This is a genomic window from Arthrobacter celericrescens, from assembly GCF_003614925.1.
GTDB lineage: Bacteria > Actinomycetota > Actinomycetes > Actinomycetales > Micrococcaceae > Arthrobacter > Arthrobacter celericrescens.
Genome location: NZ_QYLP01000001.1, coordinates 1 through 3,722, shown reverse-complemented (window position 1 = coordinate 3,722; position 3,722 = coordinate 1). Strand labels below are relative to the sequence as shown.

Annotated in this window: 4 protein-coding genes; 1 reads left to right on the top strand and 3 read right to left on the bottom strand. The window is 64.8% G+C overall.

Going from position 1 to position 3,722, the window contains the following annotated elements:
- Positions 1-108 precede the first annotated feature (108 nt).
- Complete coding sequence (glnA, locus tag D3654_RS00020; protein ID WP_120519511.1) at positions 109-1,533, bottom strand: type I glutamate--ammonia ligase; 1,425 nt, start codon at positions 1,531-1,533, stop codon at positions 109-111.
- Between the two features lie 269 nt (positions 1,534-1,802).
- Between glnA and D3654_RS00015 the strand changes: the two genes are divergently transcribed.
- A complete protein-coding gene (locus D3654_RS00015; protein ID WP_120519510.1) occupies positions 1,803-2,240 on the top strand; it encodes an RDD family protein in 438 nt (145 codons plus the stop codon).
- A gap of 97 nt (positions 2,241-2,337) precedes the next feature.
- On the opposite strand, the gene D3654_RS00010 is transcribed toward D3654_RS00015, so the two are convergent.
- Entirely contained in the window at positions 2,338-3,093 is a 756-nt protein-coding gene (locus D3654_RS00010; protein ID WP_120519509.1) for a DUF4191 domain-containing protein, read from the bottom strand.
- 76 nt (positions 3,094-3,169) lie between these two features.
- The coding region (locus D3654_RS00005; RefSeq protein ID WP_120519508.1) for a lipoyl synthase at positions 3,170-3,722 on the bottom strand (553 nt) is incomplete at its 5' end.

Below are 3,722 nucleotides of genomic sequence, written 5' to 3'. Positions count from 1 at the left end.
AGTAGTCCCGGCAAAGTAAGTCCCGGCACACGAAAAGGCCGGCCGCAGCGTGATGCTGCGGCCGGCCTTTGTCGTTGCGGGAAGCCCTCAGGCTCCGGCAGGGTCAGACTAGACGCCGTAGTAGAGCTCGAACTCGAAGGGGTTCGGGCGCAGGGCCAGCGGCTTGATCTCGTTCTCGTACTTGTACTCGATCCAGGTGTCGATCAGGTCCTGGGTGAAGACGCCACCGGCCTGCAGGAACTCGTTGTCCTCACGCAGTGCTTCCAGTGCTTCCTCGAGGGAGCCCGGAGCCTTCGGGATGTCCTTGGCCTCTTCGGCGGGGAGCTCGTAGAGGTCCTTGTCGATCGGTGCCGGGGGCTCGATGCGGTTGCGGATGCCGTCGATGCCGGCCATCAGCTGGGCAGCGAAGGCCAGGTACGGGTTGGAGGAGGGGTCCGGAGCGCGGAACTCGATGCGCTTGGCCTTCGGGTTGGAGCCCGTGATCGGGATGCGGATACCGGCGGAGCGGTTGCCCTGCGAGTAGACCATGTTGACCGGAGCTTCGAAGCCCTTGACCAGGCGGCGGTAGGAGTTGACCGTCGGGTTGGTGAAGGCGAGGACGGCGGAAGCGTGCTTCAGCAGGCCGCCGATGTACCAGCGCGCGGTGTCCGAGAGGCCGGCGTAACCCTTCTCGTCGTAGAACAGCGGCTCGCCGCCGTTCCACAGGGACTGGTGGCAGTGCATGCCCGAGCCGTTGTCACCGAACACCGGCTTCGGCATGAAGGTGACGGACTTGCCCCAGGCGTCGGCGGTGTTCTTGATGACGTACTTGAACTTCTGCAGGTCATCGGCAGCCGCGGTCAGCGTGGTGAACTTGTAGTTGATTTCGGCCTGGCCGGCGGAACCGACTTCGTGGTGGGAGCGCTCGACCTCAAGGCCGGCCTTGTCCAGCTCAACGCACATGGCGTCGCGCAGGTCGGCCTGCTTGTCGGTGGGGGAGACGGGGAAGTAGCCGCCCTTGACCGGGGTCTTGTAGCCGAGGTTTCCGCCCTCTTCTTCGCGGCCGGTGTTCCAGTGGGCTTCCTCGGAGTCGATCTTGTAGAAGCTGCCCTGCGGGGAGGACTGGTACTGGATGTTGTCGAAGACGAAGAATTCGGCCTCGGGAGCGAAGAACGCGGTGTCGGCGATGCCGGTCGATGCGAGGTAGGCTTCGGCCTTCTCGGCCACGCCGCGCGGGTCGCGGTGGTAGGGGTCACCGGTGCGCGGGTTCACGATGGAGAAGTTCAGTGCCAGGGTCTTCTCGATGCGGAAGGTGTCGATGAAGGCGGAGGTCACGTCCGGGATCAGCTGCATGTCCGATTCGGCGATGCCCTGGAAACCGCGGATGGAGGAGCCATCGAACAGCTGGCCGTGCACGAAGAAGTCCAGGTCAACGCTCTTGGCCGGCACGTTGAAGTGCTGCTGCACGCCGGGCAGGTCGGTGAAGCGGATATCGACGAACTTGACGTCTTCTTCCTTGATGAACTGGAGAACTTCTTCCGCAGTCTTGAACATCTATGCTCCTAACGCATAACAGGTAACGGGCATTTGCCGTCATGATCCAGCGAAAACCGAAGCCGGCGGGACACAAAAAAGTGCCCCCGGTGCGGTGGCTAGCAACTTATACAACCTTAGGGATGTGGGGTTTCCCGGGAGTATCAGCTTTGTTTCGGGCAGGTTACAGAACCGCCTCCTGTGTAAACGCTACTTGCCCGACCGTCCGGGGTCCATGTTGACCGCAACGCGGCGCGGCGCGGTAGCGGTGATGCCGTTAAACTTGGTAGGTGGTTTCCCGTAAAGATCTCGGCTCATGGCTCACCGGCCCGGACACGTCCGGCATTTCAAAGTACCCGGGGGAGCGGCTGGGCTTGCCCGAGTCCGGCCCGGGCTCCATGGCCCGCGCCGGCCGGCGCATCCTCGGCATCTGCATCGACTGGGTCCTGGCGCTGGTGATCAGCAACTTCGCCTTCGGCGGCAACCAGTGGGCCACGCTGGCCGTGTTCGCCATCGAACAGATCCTGCTGATCGGCACCCTCGGCTACAGCGTGGGGCACCGGATTGCCGGCATCCACGTGGTGAAGCTGGGCGGCGGGCCCGCCGGGCCGCTTGCCGCCCTGGTGCGTACGCTGCTGCTTTGCCTGGTGATTCCCGCCGTCGTTTTCGACCCGGACCAGCGCGGCCTCCACGACAAGGCGATGAACACGATCCTTATCAGGATGTAGCCGCAGCCGGGTGGCCGCAGCCGCCTCGACATGCAACCCCGCATACAAAAAGGACCGCCTCCCCTGCCGGGAGGCGGTCCTTTCGCAGTTCAGGAAATCAGCGTCCGCGCTGGGGACGTGCCTTGTACGGGTCGATGCCCTTGGGGATCGGCAGGCGGTTGCTGCCCAGCGACGAGATGCGCTTGCTCACGGCGTTGACCTCGACCTTGGTGAGCTCGTTCTTGAGCTTGTTCATGGTCTTGGCGATCTTGCTCAGGGGAACCTGGCCTTCACCGCGGCCGCTTTCGATCACGTGGATGGTGACGTTCGGCAGGATGCGGGCGAGCTTCTTGCGTTCGGCATCCAGCAGCGGCTTGGCCCGGTGCGAGGGACCTTCGCTGACGAGGACGACGCCGGGACGGCCGATCGCGCGGAACACGGCGTCCTGCGTGCGCGGGTTGACGGCGACAGGCTGCTCTTCGGTGATCCAGCCGCGGCGAAGGGTGCCGAGGGCGGCACCGGAGGCGCCAGGCTGGTTCTCGATCTGCGCGAACGCCGCCCGTTCGGCGCGGCGGGACAGGATGAAGACGGCGGCCAGCAGGCCCAGCGGAATGCCGATGATCAGGCCGGTGATCGGGTTCTGGAGAAGGAATCCGATGAGCAGGCTGACGGCGACGACGCCCAGGAAGGCAAGCACCATCAGCCAGACGACCTGCGGGTCGCTCCGGCGGGTCATCTTGAAGACTTCGCCGATCTGCTTGAGCTGGCTCGGCTTCTTTGCCTTGGCTTCCTTGGGCTTGCGGGAGAACAGCCCGCGCTTCGGAGCGTCGGCTGCCGAGGGGGTCGATTTGCTGGAATCAGGGGATTTCGCCATAGTGCCTTAATTCTACGTGATGACAAAGGACCGGACGCCTGTTGAAAGGCGTCCGGTCCCGGTGGCTTGGTGGATGTTACGAACCCTGGCTGAGGAGGGTGCGGGCTTCCTGGCGGGTGGTGCCGGAGTCCTGGATGCCGTCGGCGATGTGGGCCAGGTGGGCGGGGATGTCGCGGCCTTTTTTGCGCATGGCGGTGGCCCAGAGCCGGCCGGCCCGGTAGGAGGAGCGGACCAGGGGCCCGGACATGACGCCGAGGAAGCCGATCTCCTCGGCTTCGTCGGCGAGGTCCACGAATTCCTGGGGCTTGACCCAGCGGTCCACGGGCAGGTGCCGCTCGGAGGGGCGCAGGTACTGGGTGAGGGTGACCAGGTCGCAGCCGGCCTCGTGCAGGTCCTTGAGGGCGTCGGAGATTTCTTCGCGGGTTTCGCCCATGCCCAGGATCAGGTTGGACTTGGTGACCATCCCGTGGTTGCGGCCCTGGGTGATGACGTCCAGGGAGCGTTCGTAGCGGAACGCGGGGCGGATGCGTTTGAAGATCCGGGGCACGGTTTCGACGTTGTGCGCGAACACCTCCGGGGCGGAGTCGCAGATCGCGGCGATGTGCTCGGGGTTGCCGGAGAAGTCCGGG

Excerpts from the sequence above, each read along its gene's own strand:
- glnA (WP_120519511.1), bottom strand. The coding sequence starts at position 1,533 with ATGTTCAAGACTGCGGAAGAAGTTCTCCAGTTCATCAAGGAAGAAGAC.
- D3654_RS00010 (WP_120519509.1), bottom strand. The coding sequence starts at position 3,093 with ATGGCGAAATCCCCTGATTCCAGCAAATCGACCCCCTCGGCAGCCGAC.